The 19,634-nt window shown below is 65.7% G+C and carries 15 protein-coding genes; 8 read left to right on the top strand and 7 right to left on the bottom strand.

Annotated elements, in window-relative coordinates; translation table 11 throughout:
• The first annotated feature begins 134 nt into the window (after nucleotides 1–134).
• The 4 genes from FM111_RS11850 to aguB all read left to right on the top strand — a co-directional run bounded on the left by FM111_RS11850 (nucleotide 135) and on the right by aguB (nucleotide 7,013).
• The gene (locus tag FM111_RS11850; RefSeq protein WP_256968242.1) at nucleotides 135–1,445 is read left to right on the top strand and encodes a capsular biosynthesis protein; all 1,311 of its coding nucleotides are present in this window, start codon (nucleotides 135–137) and stop codon (nucleotides 1,443–1,445) included.
• A gap of 173 nt (nucleotides 1,446–1,618) precedes the next feature.
• Complete coding sequence (locus FM111_RS11845; protein WP_087141144.1) at nucleotides 1,619–4,909, top strand: TonB-dependent receptor; 3,291 nt, start codon at nucleotides 1,619–1,621, stop codon at nucleotides 4,907–4,909.
• Between the two features lie 236 nt (nucleotides 4,910–5,145).
• Nucleotides 5,146–6,147 carry an agmatine deiminase family protein gene (locus FM111_RS11840; RefSeq protein ID WP_087141143.1) on the top strand — a complete coding sequence of 334 codons (1,002 nt, stop codon included), beginning with the start codon at nucleotides 5,146–5,148 and terminating at the stop codon, nucleotides 6,145–6,147.
• The gene (gene aguB / locus FM111_RS11835; protein WP_087141142.1) at nucleotides 6,147–7,013 is read left to right on the top strand and encodes an N-carbamoylputrescine amidase; all 867 of its coding nucleotides are present in this window, start codon (nucleotides 6,147–6,149) and stop codon (nucleotides 7,011–7,013) included. The genes FM111_RS11840 and aguB overlap by 1 nt, the downstream gene beginning before the upstream one ends.
• A gap of 88 nt (nucleotides 7,014–7,101) precedes the next feature.
• On the opposite strand, the gene FM111_RS11830 is transcribed toward aguB, so the two are convergent.
• The 7 genes from FM111_RS11830 to FM111_RS11800 form a co-directional block, all read right to left on the bottom strand.
• Nucleotides 7,102–10,050 (bottom strand): TonB-dependent receptor domain-containing protein, encoded by a 2,949-nt coding sequence (locus FM111_RS11830; protein ID WP_256968240.1) that lies wholly within the window; start codon nucleotides 10,048–10,050, stop codon nucleotides 7,102–7,104.
• A 210-nt stretch (nucleotides 10,051–10,260) separates the two neighbouring features.
• Entirely contained in the window at nucleotides 10,261–11,235 is a 975-nt protein-coding gene (locus tag FM111_RS11825) for a right-handed parallel beta-helix repeat-containing protein (RefSeq protein WP_087141140.1), read from the bottom strand.
• Nucleotides 11,235–12,053: a phosphatase PAP2 family protein gene (locus FM111_RS11820; RefSeq protein ID WP_218779212.1), complete on the bottom strand. Its 819-nt coding sequence runs from the start codon at nucleotides 12,051–12,053 to the stop codon at nucleotides 11,235–11,237. Before FM111_RS11820 ends, FM111_RS11825 begins: the two co-directional genes overlap by 1 nt.
• Nucleotides 12,050–12,550: a hypothetical protein gene (locus FM111_RS11815; RefSeq protein WP_087141139.1), complete on the bottom strand. Its 501-nt coding sequence runs from the start codon at nucleotides 12,548–12,550 to the stop codon at nucleotides 12,050–12,052. Before FM111_RS11815 ends, FM111_RS11820 begins: the two co-directional genes overlap by 4 nt.
• A gap of 71 nt (nucleotides 12,551–12,621) precedes the next feature.
• Nucleotides 12,622–12,942 carry a ribonuclease gene (locus FM111_RS11810; protein WP_087141138.1) on the bottom strand — a complete coding sequence of 107 codons (321 nt, stop codon included), beginning with the start codon at nucleotides 12,940–12,942 and terminating at the stop codon, nucleotides 12,622–12,624.
• Between the two features lie 169 nt (nucleotides 12,943–13,111).
• The gene (locus FM111_RS11805) at nucleotides 13,112–14,164 is read right to left on the bottom strand and encodes a 1,9-bis(guanidino)-5-aza-nonane synthase (RefSeq protein ID WP_087141137.1); all 1,053 of its coding nucleotides are present in this window, start codon (nucleotides 14,162–14,164) and stop codon (nucleotides 13,112–13,114) included.
• Between the two features lie 126 nt (nucleotides 14,165–14,290).
• Nucleotides 14,291–15,553: a type III PLP-dependent enzyme gene (locus tag FM111_RS11800; protein ID WP_087141136.1), complete on the bottom strand. Its 1,263-nt coding sequence runs from the start codon at nucleotides 15,551–15,553 to the stop codon at nucleotides 14,291–14,293.
• A 273-nt stretch (nucleotides 15,554–15,826) separates the two neighbouring features.
• Between FM111_RS11800 and phnC the strand changes: the two genes are divergently transcribed.
• From phnC to FM111_RS11780, 4 genes are all read left to right on the top strand, one after another.
• Entirely contained in the window at nucleotides 15,827–16,624 is a 798-nt protein-coding gene (gene phnC / locus FM111_RS11795) for a phosphonate ABC transporter ATP-binding protein (protein WP_087141135.1), read from the top strand.
• Nucleotides 16,621–17,631 (top strand): phosphate/phosphite/phosphonate ABC transporter substrate-binding protein, encoded by a 1,011-nt coding sequence (phnD, locus tag FM111_RS11790; RefSeq protein ID WP_087141134.1) that lies wholly within the window; start codon nucleotides 16,621–16,623, stop codon nucleotides 17,629–17,631. Before phnC ends, phnD begins: the two co-directional genes overlap by 4 nt.
• On the top strand, nucleotides 17,628–18,446 hold the full coding sequence (phnE, locus tag FM111_RS11785) for a phosphonate ABC transporter, permease protein PhnE (protein ID WP_087141133.1): 819 nt from the start codon (nucleotides 17,628–17,630) through the stop codon (nucleotides 18,444–18,446). The genes phnD and phnE overlap by 4 nt, the downstream gene beginning before the upstream one ends.
• A gap of 78 nt (nucleotides 18,447–18,524) precedes the next feature.
• Complete coding sequence (locus tag FM111_RS11780; protein WP_087141132.1) at nucleotides 18,525–19,598, top strand: substrate-binding domain-containing protein; 1,074 nt, start codon at nucleotides 18,525–18,527, stop codon at nucleotides 19,596–19,598.
• Nucleotides 19,599–19,634 lie beyond the last annotated feature (36 nt).

Raw genomic sequence — 19,634 nt, 5'->3', positions numbered from 1 at the left:
GACATCAACTTCTAAGGCTTAAGGGGGCCGGTCATGATCGGCCCCCGATACCTTGGTCGATTGATTGATCAGGCCGCCGAACTCGACCTGAGTTCGGCGGCCTTGATTCAAGAGCTTATGCTCAAGATCGGTTCTTGTTTCGCCTTGCCAAGAATCCGGACAGGCTATTAATAGGGCTCGCTTCTAAGAGATATCAGCGTTTGCTCGCGCCCTTTGACCCTGACCAATCAGACCTAGGTCTTCAGATCCAAGCGGATCTGACTGGCCGTCGGTTTCTTATCGTGTCCGCGCCTTTTGGCCGCTTTGGGCGCGTGTTGGCGCGTGCTATCGAGTCGCGAGGCGGCGATGTGCGTCGCATGCTGTTCAATGCTGGCGACGCGTCGAACTGGGGGCGTGCCGGCGGAGTGCCTTTCCGCGAAAAGGCTGACCTGTGGCCTGAGCGGCTGGCTGTTCTCGCGACTGAGTTCACCGATATCATCGTGTTCGGTGAGGGCGGCCCCTATAATCAGGGCGTTCTCAATCAGACGACACATTTGAAGGCGCGCGTCTGGGTTCTCGAGAATGGGTATTTCCGGCCGGATTGGATCACTTTAGAGCGCAACGGCGTGAACGGCTCCAGCGCCCTGCCGCGCTCGGCTTCAGGCTATCCGCCGCCGCCGCCGGAACTCCCCGTGTCGCGTCCCGTCGGCAAGATATTGCCGCACCATGTCATCAACATCAGCCTCTATCATGCGGTGCAGCCGCTGGGATGGCTGAGGTATCCGCGCTTCCGGCATCACTATTCGGCGTCGCCCTGGCGGCAATGCCTGGGTCATGTGCGTCGCTATCTCGAGCTCGGCGTCCGGTCGCAAGGGGCCAGCAATGCTGACCGTCTTCGGGCCAAGGGGCCTTTCTTCATCGCCTGCTTGCAGCGCGACGGCGACGCCCAGTTGCTGCGCTATTCTGACATTCATGACAATCTGTCCTTCCTGGCGCGGGTCATGGACAGTTTCGCCGCCGGCGCGCCGGCGCACAGCCGCCTGGTCGTCAAGAACCATCCCCTCGACCCGGGCATCATCAACCTCGCTCGCGAGACTCGCCGGATGGCTGAGGCGCGCGGGTTGAAGGGGCGTGTCGATTTCATCGACGGCGGCAACCTGGCGCAGTTGTGCCGCGCCTCGGAAGGCATGGTGGTCAACAACTCCAGCGCCGCCTTGTCGGCTCTGGGGTTCGGTACGCCGGTCAAGGTGCTGGGGCAGGCCTTTTTCGATTTCGAGGGGCTGACGGATCAGCAAGCGTTGGACGCTTTCTGGCAGGCGCCGAGTCCTGCCGATCTCAAATTGTTCGCCGCCTTCCGCGCCTATGTGATCAATCGCACCCAGATCAACGGCAATTATCATGAGCCGCGCGTCATGGCGGCGACGGCCGGCCGGGTGGCTGACGCCCTGGCGACCAGGCTCATTTAGGCCTCCGAAAGGCCCATTTTGCGGTGTGGCGCCCAAGCCACCCCGGATCGCTGTCATCATTCTGTCATCTAGCTGTCGCCCGAGCGTCGGACGGGGGGCCTAAAGCCGCCTCATCAATGACCGCGCTGATCGCCGTTCTGGCAATTTGGCGTCGTAAAGGGATCACAGCACCAATGTTGAACCGCAACCTCGCCTATGGGGTTTCCGCCGCAGCCATCCTGTTGGCGACCTCCAGCGCCGCCTTCGCCCAGGAAACCACGGGCGGTATCCGGGGCGTGATTACGGATGCGTCGGGCGCGCCGATGGCGAACGCCACGGTCGTCGTCACCCACGTTCCCTCGGGCACCAGCACTACCACCGTGACCGGCGCTGACGGCGGCTATGTGGCGCGCAACCTGCGCGTCGGCGGTCCCTACGTTGTGACCGCGCTGACGGCGCAGGGCGAAGTCTCGGGCCAGGTTCCCACGGTCAGCATCGGTTCGCCGACGGCCCTGAACCTGACGGCGACGACTTCGGCTTCGGACGGCGCGACCACAGTCGCCGACGTGGTCGTTCGCGGCGTTCGCGGCGGCGGCCTGATCACCGGCCCGCGCACCCGCGTCGGCGCCGAGGATATTGAAACCCTTCCGTCGATCAGCCGCGACATCAAGGATTTCGCCCGCACCTCGCCGTTCGCGTCGGTCGATCCGACCAATAGCGACGCGCTGATCCTGGGCGGTCAGAACAGCCGCACCAACGCCTTCCTGGTCGACGGCATCCGTCAGGGTGATGACTTCGGCCTGGCCGGCAACGGCTACCCGACCGTGAACTCGCCGATTTCCGTGTCGGTGCTGGAGTCGGTGCAAGTCGACGTCGCTCCCTATGATGTGCAGTACGGCTCCTTCCAGGGCGGCGTCATCAACTCCGTGACGAAGTCCGGCGGCAATCAGTTCCACGGCGAACTCTTCTACGAAGAGACGAACGACAGCCTGCAAGGCGACTCGTTCTCCTATGAGGACATGACGACGGGCAACCGGGAGAACCGCCAGGTAACGGGCGAGTTCAAGGAAAAGACCTGGGGCGCGACCCTGTCGGGTCCGATCCTTCAGGACCGTCTGTTCTTCCTGTTGAACTATGAAAAGTTCGAAGCGGTCCGCCCTGTGCTGAGCGGCCCGGCGGGCTCGGGCGCCACCAACGAAGTGCCCAGCATCAGCCAGGCGAACGTCGATACCGTCCGTCAGATCACGGAAACGGTCTACGGCTACGATCCGCTGAATTGGCGTGCCGATGAGATGACCGTCTTCGACGAAAAGTATTTCGCGAAGCTGGACTGGAACATCAATGACCGGCACCGCGCCGTCGTCTCCTATCAGCAGACGGAGGGGTCGACCCTCAGCCTGAGCGGAACGTCGACCAGCGGCAACAACCAGTCGGTGGGCCTGCTGTCTCAGGGCTATAACTTCCAGACCAATCTGACGGCCTACAAGGCGCAACTGTTCTCGGACTGGACCGACAGCTTCTCGACCGAGCTGTCCTTCTCGCGCAAGGAGACGGAGAACATCTCGTCGAACCTCGGCGGTTCGGACTTTGCGGCCATGCGCGTGTTCCTGCCTTCGCAAGGTTCGGTGCGTCCGTCGATCTTCCTGGGCCCGGAGCGTTCGCGTCACGCCAACTCTCTGACCAACGACCTGAACCAATATCGCCTGGTCGGTAAGTATCAGCGCGACGGTCACCGTCTGACGTTCGGCTATGAACGCGAAGACCTGGAAATCTACAACGTCTTCGTGCAGGCGGCGAACGCTGAGTATGAGTTCGCCTCGGTGGACGCCTTCCGTAACGGTGTCGCCTCGTACATCAACTATCAGAACGCGGCCTCGAACAATAAGATCGACGGCGGTGCGGCGTTTAAATACACGACCAACTCGCTGTTCGCTCAGGATGAGTTTGAGCTCAACGATCGCCTGACCTTGCGCGCCGGCTTCCGTTTCGACTGGTTCGAAATGGACGACCAGCCGCTGGAGAACCCGGCGTTCGAAAACCGCTACGGTTTCAAGAACACCCACAACCTGGATGGCATCAGCCTGTTGCAGCCGCGTTTCGGCTTCAACTATCGCGTGGATGACACCTTCAACATCTACGGCGGTTTCGGCCTGTTCATGGGCGGTTCGCCGAACGTGTGGGTGTCGAACAACTTCTCGAACCCCGGCAACCTGATCGGCCAGTTCCAGTGCCGCGCCGCCGGCTACACCAGCAACAACGTCCAGAACAGCGTTCCCGTATGTACGGCTGCGGAAATGGCGGCCCTGCAAAACGTTGACGGCTTCGACCCGGCTCAGATCGCCAAGGACCGTGTTACTGAATCGGCGCAACAAGGTACGGGCACGATCAACGTGGTCGATCCGACCTTCCAGCTTCCGTCCATCTGGAAGTTCTCTCTGGGCGGCGCCAAATACTTCGACCTGTCGCGCTGGAACATGGGTGAGGACTGGAACGTCCGCGCCGAGTATGTCCACTCGGAAGTCGAAAATAGCGTCGGCTGGGTGGATCTGAACATGGCCAAGCGCCAGACGGGCGTGGGTCCGGACGGTCGTCCGATCTACACCGGTCCGAACGCCAACCAGGTCGTTCTGATGCTGACCAACTTCAAGGGCGGCGATACCGATCAGTTCACGGTCGGCGTCAGCAAGGACTGGCGTGAAGGCTGGGCTCAGGGCCTGGGCTTTGACCTCTCCTATACCTACGTTGACGCGAATGACGTCCATCCGGGCACGTCCTCGGTGGCCGGGTCGAACTACGGCCAGGTGGCGGTCTTTGACCCCAATGCGCCTGGCGTCGCGACCTCGAACTATGAAATCGAGCATTCGACCAAGCTGAGCCTGAACTATCGTCGCGCCTTCTTCGGCGACTACCGGACCAGCTTCGCCCTGTTCGGCGAGCGTCGCTCGGGCCTGCCTTACAGCCACACCATCACCAACGCCCAAGGCGGGACGATCAACGGCGAAGCCAACGAATACGCCCGTCGCGGCCGCATGCTGCTGTATGTGCCGACTCCGGACTCCTCGGGCATGGTCACCGCCACCAGCGACCCGCGCGTCACCTATGCGACGAATTTCGACTTCGCAGGTTTCAACAACTACCTGCAAAGCTCGGGCCTGATGAAGTATGCGGGCGGCGCCGCACCGCGTAACAGCTCGAAGTCGCCGGACGTCACCAAGTTCGACCTGCGCATCGCCCAGGAACTGCCCGCCTTCTTCCCGAACGGCGCGCGTCTCGAGGCCTATATGGACATCGAGAACCTCGGCAACCTGCTGAACGACGAGTGGGGCGTGATCCAGCAAGTCGGCTTCCCGTACTTCTCGCGCGGCGTGACGGGCAGCGTTGTGGGCGACCAGTTCAACTACTCCCAGTATCGTGACTGGACCGGCAACAGCTTCAACAACCAGTCAGTCTGGCAGGTGAAGCTGGGCGTTCGCTACAAGTTCTAAGCGGACGACAGTCTGAGATGGGAAAGGGCGGTCCGGTGACGGGCCGCCCTTTTTCTTTGCCGGCCCTACCGGGCCGTCACGCGGCTTGACGGCGTCAGGCGCCTTGATCGGCAGCGAGGCGGCGTGGCGTGGGGGCGGTGTTCCGTCGCCATTGAACCCAAGGCCGACAGGGCCTATTTCGCCCCCTTCGTGCTTCATCCCTTTAATGTGGACGTTTTCGCCCCATGACTTCGCCCATGACCCTGCCTGTTCCTGCTGAATGGACGCCGCATCGTGCGATGTGGGTCGGTTGGCCCAGCCACGCCGATCTGTGGGAGGACAATCTCGAACCGGCCCAGGCCGAGGTCGAGGCGCTGGTGCGCGCCCTGGCCGGGCCGGGCCGGGAGCAGGTCAAGCTGATGGTCGGCAATGACGAGGCTCTGGCCGATGCGCAGGCGCGCTTCGCCGATGTGGCAGGCGTCACCGTTGTGGCCGGTCGGTTCGGCGACATCTGGTTGCGTGACACCGGGCCGATCTTCGGCGCCGGATCGGCTTCGGCTCAGGCCTTCGTCTTCAACGGCTGGGGCGGCAAATACGACCTGCCGCACGACGACGAGGTCGCCGATCAGATCGGCGAACAGACGGGAGTCGCCCTGACCCGCCACGACTTCATTCTGGAAGGCGGCGCCGTCGATCACGACGGCGAGGGCACGGTGCTGACCACGCGCCAGTGCGTGCTGAACCGCAACCGCAACACGGGCTGGACCGAGGAGGCGGCCGAGGCCGCCTTCGCGCAGGCTCTGGGCGCCAAGAAGGTGCTGTGGCTAGGCGACGGCCTGCTGAACGACCACACCGACGGCCACGTCGACAACCTGGCCCGCTTCGTGGCGCCGGGCGTGGTGGCCTGTCCGATCGGCTTCGGCCCCAAGGATCCCAACGCCGAGGTCTATGACGAGACGGCCCAGGCCCTGTCCGCCATGGCCGACGCCGCCGGCCGCCCGATCAAGGTGCTGCGGATTCCCTCGCCCGGCATGATCCTGGACGAGGACGAGCGTCCGGTCCCGGCCAGCCATATGAACTTCCTGATCGCGGACGGCGCCGTCGTTGTGCCGACCTACGGGAACGACATGGCCGCGCGCCTGGCCTGCGAGGCCCTGGCCACAGTCTTCCCCGATCGCGAGATCATCCCCCTGCCGTCGACCGCCATCCTGTCGGGCGGCGGATCGTTCCACTGCATCAGCCAGCAGGAGCCTGCCTAATGGCCCGAGAGATCACCGTCGCCGCCATCCAGACCTCGTACGGCGAGGACATGCAGGCGAACATCGACAAGACCATCGGCTTCATCCGCGAAGCCGCAGCCAAGGGCGCCCAGGTCATTCTGGCCCCGGAGCTGTTCCAGGGGCCGTACTTCTGCGTCTCGCAGGAAGAGAAGTGGTTCGGCGCCGCCTATCCCTGGCGCGAGCATCCGGCCGTGACCCAGCTTCAGCCGGTGGCGAAGGAACTGGGCGTTGTCCTGCCGGTCTCGATCTTCGAGCGCGAGGGGCCGCACTATTTCAACAGCCTGGTGATGATCGACGCCGACGGCGAGCTGATGGGCGTCTATCGCAAGAGCCACATCCCCGACGGCCCCGGCTATCAGGAGAAGTACTACTTCCGCCCCGGCGACACGGGCTTCAAGGTCTGGGAGACGCGCTTCGGCCGCATCGGCGTCGGCATCTGCTGGGACCAGTGGTACCCTGAAACGGCGCGGGCGATGATGCTGCAGGGCGCCGAGGTGCTGCTGTACCCGACCGCGATCGGCACCGAGCCGCATGACGATACGCTGGACACCGCCGCGCCTTGGCGCCGGGCCATGCAGGGGCACGCCGTGTCCAACGTCGTGCCGGTCGTTGGCGCCAACCGCATCGGCCACGAGCAGGTGACGGCGGCGGGTCAGACCTACTACGGCCACTCCTTCATCGCCGATCATCGCGGCGACCTGGTCGAGAGCCTGGATCGGGAGGAGGGCGTCCTGGTTCACACCTTCGATCTGGACTTCCTGGATCGCCATCGCGCGGCCTGGGGTTTCTTCCGCGACCGTCGCACGGACCTGTACGGCGCCCTGGCGACGGGCCGCCCGGTCTGATCCAGCTTTTAAAAACAAGCTGATCCACACACAAAAAAGAGGCGGAAGACCGGGGTCTTCCGCCTCTCTTCTTATGCGTTGAACGCTATCAGAACTTCAGCGTGGCGCCGAAGGTGAAGTAGCGGCCGATCGCATCGTAGGTCTGCGGGAAGGTGTTCCCGTTGTTGGCCGACGTGGTGCCGATCTGCGAGCCGACGATCGGCGGCGCCTTATCGAACAGGTTGTTGATCGTGGCCGTCAGACGCACCGTCTGGGTGATGTCCCAGCGGCCGCTCAGGTCGAAGTAGTCGTAGCTGTCGATCTGGGCGTAGTCCGGGAACCACTTGGTGCTGCTGGGCTCGACTTCGACGCCGGACAGGTGACGCCAGCTCAGCGAGGCCGAGTAGTCGCCCATGGTCCAGGTGGCGCGGCTGTTCCAGCGTTGCTTGACCTTGGGCTCGCCGCACGACACCGAATAGTAGTCGACGCAGTCACGCAGCACGGAGGCCGGAGTGGACTGGGTTTCGTGCTTGGTGAGGATGCTGCCGTTGACGCTCAGATCGACGCGACCGATGTCGCCCCAGCCGAAGTCGGCCAGTTCGACGCGGTAGTTGGCGGCGACGTCGAAGCCCGAGACGCGCTCGTTGCCGGCGTTGGTCGACGGGCGGATGACGCCCTTGGCGTCGACGCCGTTCAGCGAACCGTTGGCGGCGCTGCGCTGGATCGCCTTACAGCTGTCGTTGAACGCCAGCGTCGGGTTCAGGGCCTTGTCGTAGCAACCGTTCATGACATCAGCCAGGCTGGGGCTGTTGATCGTCTTGTCGATCTTGATGTCATAGTAGTCGAGGCTCAGGCGCAGGCTCGGCACAAAGGCCGGCTGCCAGACGGCGCCGATGGTCCAGGTGTCAGCCTCTTCCGGACCCAGGTTCGGGTTGCCGCCGGTCTGCTGGTTGACCTGGCCCGAGTTGGGCTTGGCCACGTAGCCGATCGCGCCTTCCGGCACGCCGGTCAGACGGCACAGGTTGCTCAGCGTGCCGGCGGTGTTGGCGTCGGCGCTGTTGATCAGGTCCAGCTGGCACGGATCGATCGCCATGTTGCCCAGGCCGGTGACCTGCGGGTTGAACAGCTCGCCGATGTTCGGGGCGCGGGTGGCGCGCTGATACATGGCGCGGACGCGGACGTCCTCGATCGGCGACCAGTCGCCGCCGAACTTGTAGCTGCCGTAGTTGGTCTTCGAACCGCCGGCCTTGAACTCGGTCTGGCGGTAGCCGGCTTCCAGGTTCAGGCTGTGGATGAACGGCATGTTCTCGATCAGCGGCACCGCCAGTTCGGCGAAGGCTTCACGCAGTTCGAACTGACCGTTGCGATCCGGAACCGGCGCGCCGGTGCCCAGGATCTCGCCGTTGGCTTGCGAGGCCGCATCGCCGCGGGTTTCGGCGCTGGACCGGCGCCATTCCGCGCCGAAGGCGACGGCGACCTGGCGATCGCTCCACGGGCTGCTGAGGTTCTCAGGCAGGATGCCCGAGATCGAGCCTGAGGCCACGTCCTGCTTGATCGTGGTTTTGCTCATCGACGACAGGTTGATGTAGTCGATCATTTCCTGAGTGATCGTGCCTTCGGGACCGAAGACGTTGATCGGCACGCAGCCCGCGACCGGGCTCGAGGAGCCAGGAACCAGGCACTCCGTCGCGGAGACGGTGTTCAGGGCGTTGCGCAGCTTGGACAGCGAGCCCCAGTTGCGGCGCGTCAGCAGCTGTTCGGTTTCACCGTGCGAGATGTAGGCGTCGTAGTTCCAGTCGGGGTTGAAGTCGCCCCGAACGCCAGCCAGCAGCTGGACCGTCTTGTTCTCGATGTCCACCGGGCGGGTGCCCATCTCGGTGAAGCGGCGGTTGATGGTCAGGTCCATCATGGTGTCGCCGGCTGCGCCGGAGACGCACTTGGCCGGATCGATCAGCAGGGCGCCGCAGAATTGCTGGCGCATGGCGTCCGGGATGAACGGGTTGCCGATCGGCACCTTGTAGGTGTTGCCGAAGGTGCCGCTCGAGGCGTTGTCCAGCGAGACGTCGCTCTGGACGTAGGTCAGGTGGCTGTAGACTTCGGCGGCCGAGTTGATCTTGAAGCTGCCCAGACCGTTGATCTGGTAGCGGCTCAGCGGCGTCTGGTACAGGTTGTACGGATTGTAGTTATAGCCGGCCGAGTTGTAGTTCGGATGGTCCGAACCGATCAGAGCGCCCGTGGTCGGGTCCAGCTCAGCGCCCGACGGCAGGGCGACGCCGCCCCTGACGGGGGTCAGGTCGAAACGACCGGGGACCGAGGTGCCCGAGCCCAGCGGCTTGCCTGACGTCGAAGAGAGCGCGACTTCACCCCAGGGACGACGCACTTGATACAGCGGGTCGGTCTTGGTGTAGCCGAAGCTGACGACGGCGTTGCCGCGGTCATCGGCGAAGTTGCCGCCGATGGTGACGTCGAACTTGCGACGAACGGCGTCGTCCTCGCCCGAGAAGCCGTAGGAGGAGTTGACCTCAACGCCTTCGAAATTGTTCTTCAGGATGAAGTTGACCACGCCGGCGACGGCGTCGGCGCCGTACACGGCCGAAGCGCCGCCGGTGACGGTGTCGACACGCTCGACCAGGGCCAGCGGGATGGTGTTGGTGTCGACCACGCCTTCCAGGTTGAACGGCACCACGCGGCGGCCGTTGATCAGGACCAGGGTGCGGTTGGTGCCCAGGCCGCGCAGGTTGATGGTGGCGCCGCCGCCTGAGCCGTTGTTGGTGGCCGAACCGACGGCCGGCACGGCGGCCGGCAGGTCCTTGACCAGTTCTTCAACGGCGACAGGCTGCGACATCGCGATGGATTCGGAGCTCAGCGACGTGATGGGGCTGGACGCTTCATAGCCCGGCTGGCGGATGCGCGAGCCGGTGACGACGATAGAGCTGACTTCGGATACTTCTTCTTCGGCCGACTGGGCGAACGCCGGGGCGGCGGCCATGAAGCTGAGGGCGGCGCCCCCGATGATGGTCGAGGCGAGCAAGGACTCGCGGACAATTCTCTTTTTCAAAAGAGACCCTCTCCTGAACAAAACAAGCCGTCGCCCGCCCCCTTACGACGAGGGCTGAACCGACGGCTCGTGGCACATGCAGGACCGTGTGGCCTGCGACGGCGACATTACGGCGAGGCTTGCCTCAAGCAAGTCAGAATTGCGTCAATAATGGCACTAGCTAGAAAAAATTGCCTACATTTGAAGTATATTCGGAATTCTTGGCAAAATTTACGCTAATTTTCCGGAATTGTAACTAACGACGTTCTGCGATGAGCCGTCGCGATCGTCAAGACTGCTGCCCCAGGGATACCCCTTGTCGGCGTCGCAGTAGGCGCGGCGGCCCTGGCGGGCGTTTTCGACGACCAGGCGGGGGCGCCAGCGTGCGGCGCCGGTGAAGGCGTTGTCGGTGATGACATTGTACGATGGCGTCTGGTGGCGGATGACGCCGCGCTCGCCGCAGTTGCGATAGAGGAAGACGCCGGGCCGACCGTTCAGTTCGAAGCGATTGCCGATGATGCGGTTTCGCGCCGAGCCGTCGACAGCGATCATCTCGCGACCCGTTCGCGTACGGAACAGATTGCCCTCGATCCGATTGCCGGCGCTTTCGGCGTCCAGATAGAGGGCCGTGGCGACGCTCCGGCCCTCAAGCGTGGATCGGGTCAGATTGAGCCGGGTGACGCCGGGGCCGACGTAGAGGGGGATTGATCCCGTCCCTCGGATGACCACTTCATCGAGCGCAATGTGGCTGGGCGCAGCGGCCTGGGCGGCGGCTGTATGATCGGCCGTGCGGGAGGAGACGCGCAGATCGTCATAGCTTCCGCCCGCCCCCATGCCCCAGACCCGCACCGAGCCATGGATCAGGCAGCGCGAGATGCGTACGTCCGTCGGGCGGCTCCAGCGGTCAGCGGCGATGCGGCGTGACCAGACGGCGATAGAAGGCGTGCGGGTGCTGACGGAAGCGCCGGGGCGGCCGACGGCGCCGCCCGCGCAATCCAGGCGCGCGCCGGAGGCCTCGGCGCCTTCGATCAATAGAGGGCGGACGATCGCCTGTCCGGGCGTCAGGACGGCGCGGCAGGTCAGGCGATAGGGCGTCGTCGCTTCGGCGGTCAGTTCGGCCAGTTCCGCAGCGTCGCAAGGACGGGCGGCGGGCAGGGACCAGGTCTGGGCGCCGGCCAGGATCAGTCCCGCCAGCAGCGCCGCCATCAGGGCAAGGGCGTGGCCAGCGCCAGCGCTTCGGCGGCGCAGCCGGGCGCCGTTGCGGCGCGTGCAAGCAGGACCGCCAACTCGGCGCGGGCGGCGGCCAGGTCGGCGGCGAACGCCGGCTGAATGGCGGCGGCGGCGAAGACGGCGCGGCCCAAGTCCTCGCCGGCGGCGACGTCGCTGGGATAATGCATGCCGCAGACGAGGCGGCTCTGGCCGATCTCATGGGCCATGCGGCGCGCTTCGGTCGCGTGGCCGGGATTCAGGGCGGCGAACGCTTCGCCATAGATGACGGCCACGGTCGAACTGCCCGAAGGATAGGAGGCGCTGCGTCGGCCCGCTTCGGTCAGGCGCTGACAGGCCTGGCGGGCCGGATCGTCGCCGACGGGGCGGGCGCGGAAGGCGCGCGCCTTGACGGATTCGGCGGCGGTATCCGCGTCGTGGAACAGGCGCTGCATCAGCCGCGTCAGCTCCGGCGTGTTTTCCGGCGTGAGTCGTACGCCTAGGGCGCAGTTGAAATGCTGCAACGCCAACGGCGGGCGCAGTTCGGCGTGGGCGGTGGCCAGCAGCCAGCGGTCGCTGTCTTCCAGCGCCGCCATGCGCGTCGAGCGCGCCTTGTCCGTCTGATCGGCGGCCGAGCCGGGCGCGGGCGGCGGAGGAAGGGCGGCGGCCAGCGCTTCCAATGCGGGGGCGTCCAGATAGCCGGATGGGGTTGTCGCGGCGCGAGCCGCTTCCGGCCGCAGGGCCGCCGGAGTGCCGGCGCAGGCGCCCAGCAGCAGAGTCGCAGCGGCGGCCGCGACGAGCGCCGGGCGGGTGATCACGCCCCGTTGCTCCAGCTCAACTGAACCGAGGTCAGGCCGTCTTCGCCGGGCGCGGCCACGACCTGAAGGCTGGCGCCCTTTTCCGTGCGGGCGGAGGCGCCATAGGCGCGGGCCTCGCCCTGGTTCATGGCCATGATGGGGGACAGGCCCGCCTTCTCGGCGCGCTGGCGGTAGAAGTCGATCACGGCGTCGGGCGTGGCGTCGGTCGTAAAGGTGACGATGCCGCCGGGACCGTCGGGGCCGGATGCGGTGACAGGCGCGGCGTCGGTCTGGGCGCCGGGATAGAGGGCGGCGAAGGTCGGGGCGCCCTCAATGGTCGTGGCGGGCGCGGCGGACGCGGCTGCGACGGGCGGCGCCGCGGCAGGCGCGGCCTCCATCACCGGTTCGGCGACGGCGGGCGAGGGCGATTCGGCTTCGGGCGCGGCCTGACTGCGGTCATCGCACGCCGCCAGGCCGACGCTCAGCGCCAAGACGACGGTTGCCACGCTACGCTTCATTCAGCCTACGTCCTTAATCCCTATGAGACTATTTGCACCGTGGCCTATCCGTGCGGCGGCAGCAAGGCGGTTCAACCCGTAGGGGCGTCCACGTCGTCGCCGGGCTGACCCGTCGACTTGCGCGCCTGTTCCGGGCCGCCGGACGGTCGGGTTCGGGTTTCAGCCATTTCGCGGCCCTGGCGGGCGATGTCGGCGTTGATGGCGTCCTGGTCAGGGTCGATCTCCGAGCCGGAGGCCGAGCCGCCCCGTAGCGAGCCGGCGCGGGTGTCGGAGCCGGAATCGCTGCCTTGCAGGGCCTTCTTCAGGGCATCCTCGACGTGGCCCAGATCGGGCTTCTCGCCCATGGCGGCGGCCTCTCGGGCGTCTTCGTTTTCGGCGGCGGGATCGGTCATGGATGGTCTCCTTGCTCGTGCAAGACAAGCGGACCGCCCGCCCGGAGGTTCCCAGATTTGCACGGGCCGCCGTTGCGCGACCTAAAGAAAAGGGCCGGCGGATCGCTCCGCCGGCCCTCGTCTTTCATCGCCGGATCGAGAAGGCGTCGCCTTCCGATCCGCGTCGGTCTTACTTGCCGAACAGCTTGTTCCAGCGGCGCGGCTGGCGCTTCTTCCAGGCGCCGCGGTGATAGGCGTCCGAGCCGATCAGCGGCACGACGGTCGTGGCTTCGGCGAAGACCATCTGTTCGTAGGTGGTCTGGACCTTGCCCCACGAAGCGGCTTCCTGCAGCGTCGAGGACGAGCAGGCGCCGTCGCGCACGTCGGCGACCGTGATCTGGACCGCATACTTGTGCATGTCGGCCTCGACGCCGAGGATCTCGGCGCAGACGACGGTGTCCTGGGCGAAGTTCTTCGGCACGCCGCCGCCGACCATGAACAGACCCGTGACGCCCGCCGCGATCTTGATGTCGGTCAGTTCGCGGAAGTCGGCGATGGCGTCCAGCATCATGTAGGGCTTGCCCTCGGCCATGCGCTCCTTCTGGTGCTTGACCAGGCCGAAACCGGCCGAGGAGTCGACGAAGGCCGGGCAGAAGATCGGCGCGCCTTCTTCATAGGCGGTCTGGATCAGCGAGCCGGGCTTCTTGGCGTTGCCTTCCGACAGCCACTTGCCCATTTCCCAGATGAACTCGCGCGAGGAATAGCCGCGCGGCTCCAGGCGGCTGGCGATCTCATAGATGGCGTGGTCGCAGGCTTGCAGTTCTTCTTCGTCGATGTAGGTGTCGTAGATGCGGTCGATGTAGTGCGAGCGCAGGACGTTGTCGTCCACCTGGCCGGCGGCCTGATAGTGCTTGAAGCCCAGGGCTTCGAAGAAGTCCATGTCGACGATCGAGGCGCCGGTGGCGACCACGGCGTCGACCATGCCGAACTTCACCATGTCGCGGTAGACGTCCATGCAGCCGCCGGCCGAGGTCGAACCGGCCAGGATCAGCCACGGCGAGCAAGCCTGGTCTTCCAGGGCCATGTTGAAGATGTCGGCCGCGCGGGCGGTGTCGCGCGAGGAGAACGACATCTTGCGCATGGAATCGATGATCGGGCGCGCGTCGAAGCTGGTGATGTCGATGTGCTCGACGGTCGTGGCCAGGAGCTCCGCCTTGGCGTTGGAACGAACCGGTGCGTTCATCTCTCGGGTTTCCCTTTGGTTTGAGCGCCCGTCGTCAATAAGGAACAGCGGCCCGGACGGAGCGACGGGCCGCTGCTTGTACCAAAGCCTTGAGACATTTTTCAGTTCAAGGCGTGATGCGATGGATCAGCGCTTGCGCTTGCGCTGGCCCGCCTTGCCCTTGGGACGCGACAGGCGGACGACCTTGCGGGCGTTCTCCTCGGCCGTGGTGCGCACGGTCGGGATGGAGCGCGGCGCCAGGCCGTACATCGAGCCCATGGGGGCGTCCTCGACGGCGGCGATCTCGTGTTCGCCATAGCCGTTGAAGCCGGTCGACATGGCGACGCCGTAGGCGCCCATCATGCCGATCTCGATGAAGTCGCCTTCCTGGACATCGGCCGGCAGCCAGAACGGGCCCGGCATGTGGTCGATGCTGTCGCAGGTCGGACCATAGAAGCGATAAGGCTTCAGCTCCGGCGACGACTCGCCGTCCCGGACCAGCTTGGTCGGGAAGGGCCAGCGCGAGTGGGTGGCGTCGAACAGCGAGCCGTACGACCCGTCGTTCAGATACAGGGCGTCGCCCTTGCGCAGGTCCACGCGGCACAGCACCGACGACGCCTCGGCCACCAGCGCCCGGCCGGGTTCGCACCACAGCTCGGTCGTTTCCGACACCGGCATCTCGTTGAAGCCGCGATGGATGGCGTCGGCGTATTCGCTCAGGTCCGGCGGGACCATGCCCGGATAGACCGACGGGAAGCCGCCGCCGACATCGACGATATCGACGAAGACGCCCGCCTTCTTGATGGCGCGGCCGACCTGGGTCATCGCCGCCTCATAGGCCGAGGGGCGCATGCATTGCGAACCGACGTGGAAGCTGACGCCCATCAGGCCGTCCTTGACCGCATGGCGCGTGGCCAGCAGCAGGGCGGGGGCCTGGTCCGGCGAGACGCCGAACTTGCCCGACAGGGAATAGGCGGCGCCGTCCGCCGACACGCCCATGCGGACGATCAGGTTCAGGTCGTCGGCGTTGTCGGTGACGTCGAGGATCTTCTGCAGTTCGTCATGGCTGTCGAGCACGAAGGTGCGCACGCCGTGATCGGCGTAGGCGGCCTTGATCGCGCCGCGGCTCTTGACCGGGTGCATGAAGGCCAGGCGCGCGTTCGGGCTGACCGATCGAACCAGTTCGATCTCGGCCAGGGAGGCGACGTCGAAGGCGTTGACGCCGTTCTCGACCAGAACCTCGATGATCCAGCGCGAAGGGTTCGCCTTCACAGCATAGAAGACGTCGGCTTTTAGATTATCCTGGAACCACTGCGCCGCTACGGCAACGGAGCGGGGACGCACGAGTGCGACCGGACGCTCCGGGGACCGCTGACGGACCAGGTCCAGGGGAAGCTGGTACGTGTGCAATTCACGTAACCCCCTGATGATTGTTAACCCAGACCCGGCGTTAGCGGCGCAAGTAGGACCTACGGGGTCCGCCGGAACGCGCGATATGGGGGCATTGGACTGTCATGTAAAGTGGAAATTTCATGGCGAGGTTGCACGGTCCGTGCGCCGCAGCGCTTCCCTGAATCGGCGCCGCACTGGACGAAATCGACGCAGACATGCCATTAAGACTTGCCCTTGCGCCCGTCTCGCGTCATGCGGCGCCCCCTTTGTCGCAACCTCATCCATGGGTTCATGAGTTCTTCAACAGCCGCCGTCGCGTCCGTTCGCGACGTCTCGAAGACCTACGGGGCCAGAAAGGCGCTCGACGGCGTGTCCGTCGAGGTCGGCGCCGGTGAAATGGTCGCCCTGATCGGTCCCTCCGGTTCAGGCAAGTCCACCTTGCTGCGTTCGATCACGGGTCTGCACCCGATCGATTCCGGCAAGGGAGTGATCCAGGTCTTCGGCGAAACGGTCCAGCAGAACGGCCGCATCACCGGCGCCGTGCGCCGCGCCCGCGGCCGCCTGGGCATGATCTTCCAGCAGTTCAACCTGGTCGGCCGTCTCAGCCTCTTCTCCAACGTCATGTTGGGAAGCCTGGGGCGCCTGCCCGCCTGGCGCGGCCTGATCGGCCTGTGGCCCAAGGCGGACAAGGACAAGGCCATGGCGGCGCTGCACCGCGTCGGCGTGTCCGAATACGCCGCCCAGCGCGCCAACACCCTGTCGGGCGGTCAGCAGCAGCGCGGCGCCATCGCCCGCGCCCTGGTCCAGGGCGCCAAGGCCATTCTGGCCGACGAACCCGTCGCCTCGCTGGACCCTGTGTCTGCCCGCAAGGTGATGGAGCTGCTGGTCGAGCTGAACAAGCGCGACGGCCTGGGCGTCATCGTCACCCTGCACCAGGTGGATTACGCCATCCGTTATTGCGACCGCGTCGTCGCCCTGCAGAAGGGCAAGGTGGTCTACGACGGTCCGTCCACGGGCCTGGACACGCAGCGCCTGATCGAAATCTACGGTCCCGAATACGAGGACGCGTTCTGGGAAGCCAAGGCATGACCCATTCCAAACTGACCCGTCGCATGCTGGGCCTGGCGGCCGGCGCGGCCCTGGCCGTCAGCGTCGCCGCCTGCGGCCAGGGCGACAAGCCCGCCGCCGCCAAGGGCGCGCCCGCCGAGATCAGCTTCGCCATCCTGCCGGCCGAGGGACAGGCGTCCTCCGGCCCGCTGTGGCAGCCGCTGCTGGACGATATGACCAAGGCCGTCGGCGTGCCGGTGAAGCCCTATTTCGCCTCCAACTACACCGTGCTGGTCGAGGCTATGCGCGGCAATCAGATCCAGGCCGCCTGGTTCCCGGCCAAGACCGCCATCGAGGCGATCGAACGCTCGAACGGCGAAGTGGTCGCCCGCATCGTCGACCCCGAGGGCCGCGATTCCTACCAGTCGACCCTGATCGTCAAAAAGGGCTCGGGCATCACGCTCGAGGACGTGCTGGCCTGCGGCAAGAAGTATGACTTCGGCATCGGCGACGCCCTGTCGACCTCGGGCACCCTGGCGCCCATGACCTTCCTGTTCAACGCGAACAACGTCGTCCCGAACGAGTGCTTCAAGACGGTGCGGACGGCCAACCATCAGGCCAACTCCTTCGCCGTGGCCAACGGGCTGGTGCAGGTGGCGACGTCCAACACCATCAACACCGTCTTCATCGGTCGCTCCAACCCGCAGATCGCGGCCCAGATCGAAGAGATCTGGCGCTCGCCGCCGATCCCCGAGGCGGGCATCGTCATCCGCGAAGACCTGGACCCGGCGATCAAGGAGAAGATCCGCGGCTTCTTCCTGTCCTATGGACGGGGTGAAGGCGCCGAGGCCGAGCGCCAGCGCAAGATCCTCAAGGATCTGAACTATTCGGGCTTCAACCCGGCGGATGAGTCCTATCTGAACCCGGTGCGGGAAATGGTCGCCGACCAGGCGCTGGCCGAGGCCAAGGCCAAGGGCGACACGGCCGGCGCGGCGCGCGCCGAGGCTGAACTGCAACGCCTGCGTCGCCTGCGCGAGGTTCAACCTTGACCGACGCTTCGCTTACCGGCGCCGCCGCCATCATCCCCAAGGCGCCCGTCAAATCGGCGGGGGCCTGGGCGCTCGACATCCTGATCTGGGGCGGCCTGGCCGTCCTGCTGCTGATCAGCATCGACGCCGTGGATCTGGGCAATCTGTCGCGCCTGATCACCAACTCGGCCAATATCCAGACCTTCGCCGCCGATCTGCTGCGTCCGAACTTCGCCGATTGGCGTCTGTTCGTCGGCAAGATGTGGGAGACGATCCAGATCGCCCTGTGGGGCACCTTCCTGGCGGTCTTCCTGGGCGTGCCTATGGGCCTGGCCGCGGCGCGCAACATCGCTCCGGTCTGGGTGGTGCAGCCCGTGCGCTGGATCATGAACATGCTGCGCTCCATCCCCGACCTGGTGATGGGCCTGCTGTTCGTCGTGGCGGTCGGCCTGGGGCCGCTGGCGGGCGTCCTGGCTATCGCCCTGAACACGGCGGGCGTCCTGGCCAAGCTGTTCTCGGAAGCCGTCGAGTCGATCGACAAGGGCCCGGTCGAGGGCGTGCGCGCCACCGGCGCGTCCAAGCTGCATGAGATCGTCTGGGGCGTGATCCCGCAGGTGGCGCCGCTGTGGACCTCCTTCGCCCTCTACCGCTTCGAATCGAACAGCCGCTCGGCCACGGTGCTGGGCCTGATCGGCGCCGGCGGCATCGGCCAGGTTCTGTTCGATCGCATGAACGGCTTCGCCTTCCGCGACGTCTCGGCCGTGGTCATCGTGGTCATCGTCGCCGTGACCCTGATCGACTTCCTGTCGCAGGCCATGCGTCGACGTTTGCTCTGACTGTCACAAAGGTCTGGCCGGACCGTCACATTTTCCTGCTTTAAGCGTCGTGCACTGACGACTGGAGAAGGTCCGGCCATGATCCGCACACTGAAGTTCACGGCCTGCGCGGCCGCCCTGCTGGCCCTGGCGGCCTGCGGAAACAACGAGGGCGGCGCCCCCGGCTCGCAGAAGGCCCGGACGGGCATCTGGGCCGCAGGCTCCTCGACCGTCTTCCCCTTCGCCACCCGCGTGGCTGAGACCTTTGCCCGCAACGGCGGCGGCGGTTCGGCCCCCCGCGTCGAATCCCTCGGCACCGGCGGCGGCATCCAGGCCTTCTGCTCGGGCGTCGGTCCCTCGACCCCGGACATCGCCAATGCTTCGCGTCCGATGAAGCAGAGCGAGTTCGACCGCTGCGTCGAGAACGGCGTCTCCGACATCGTCGAGATCAAGATCGGCTACGACGGCATCGTCGTCGCCACGGCCCGCACGGGCCAGAGCTTCAACCTTGAGCTGAACGACCTCTATGAGGCCCTGGCCAAGGAAACGCCGGGCGCCGACGGCCAACTGGGCGCCAACGCCGCCAAGACCTGGAACGAGGTCAACAAGAACCTGCCGGCCACCCGCATCCAAGTCTACGGCCCGCCGCCGACCTCGGGCACGCGCGACGCCTTCCTGGAGCTGGGCATGGCGCCGGGCGCCAAGCTGATCCCGGCCGTCGCCGCCATCGAGAAGCAGGACAAGACCCGCTTCGAGACCGTGGCCCACACCCTGCGCGAAGACGGCGTCTGGATCGACTCGGGCGAGAACGACAACGCCATCGTCCAGACCCTGACCCGCACGCCGGGCTCGCTGGGCGTGTTCGGCTTCTCCTTCCTGGAGCAGAACATGGACACGGTGAAGGCCGAGACCATCGACGGCGTGGCCCCCTCGGTCGCCACCATCGCTGACGGCTCCTATCCGCTGGCGCGCAGCCTCTACATCTACGTCAAGAAGGCCCACATCGGCGTGACGCCGGGTCTGGAACAGTTCGTCCAGGAGTTCATGTCCGAAGGCGCCGCTGGCCGTGGCGGCTACCTGCAGGACCGCGGCCTGGTGCCGCTGGTCGCCGATGAACTGGCCGCCGAACGCGCCAAGGCCTCGGCCATGACCTCGATGGCCCGCCCGAACTAAGCGGCCGACTGGCCCTGTAATGTGAAACGCCCCGGA

This window comes from Brevundimonas diminuta 3F5N (genome assembly GCF_900163625.1).
In the GTDB taxonomy this organism is placed as follows: Bacteria; Pseudomonadota; Alphaproteobacteria; order Caulobacterales; family Caulobacteraceae; genus Brevundimonas; species Brevundimonas diminuta_A.
Note: the sequence above shows the minus strand (reverse complement) of the source record. Positions and strands in the feature narration are given on the sequence as shown.